Source organism: Arthrobacter sp. Y3223164 (genome assembly GCF_059091005.1).
In genome coordinates, this window is the sequence record NZ_JBNHGF010000976.1 from 1 (window position 1) to 293 (window position 293).

The 293-nt window shown below is 75.1% G+C and carries 1 protein-coding gene; it reads right to left on the reverse strand.

All coding sequences use genetic code 11. From position 1 onward, the window contains the following. Nucleotides 1-293, reverse strand: a 293-nt coding sequence (locus AC5RUJ_RS18980; protein ID WP_494156604.1) for a trehalose-phosphatase, incomplete at both ends; no start/stop codon positions are given.

Here is a 293-nt window from a genome sequence, read left to right on the forward strand (position 1 = left end):
CCGCCGCCGCCACGGCGTCGTCGGTGGTTCGGGTATGGAGCACGACGCCGGCCGGCTTGGCTTCCAGCCGGGTGCCCGGATGGGCGGCCACTACGTTTTCGACGACGGCGGTGGCTGCCGCCAGCGCCTGCTGCTGCGCTTCGTCCAGCACCAGGGGAGGGCTGTCCGGTCCGGTGAAGACCTCGCCGCCGTGCGAGCCGATGAGCAGGGTCCGGTCGTCCGGGGAGGCGACGGCGCGCAGGCTGGCCAGGGCCCGGCCGGAGATGAAGGCGGTGGACGTCCCCGGCAGCGCC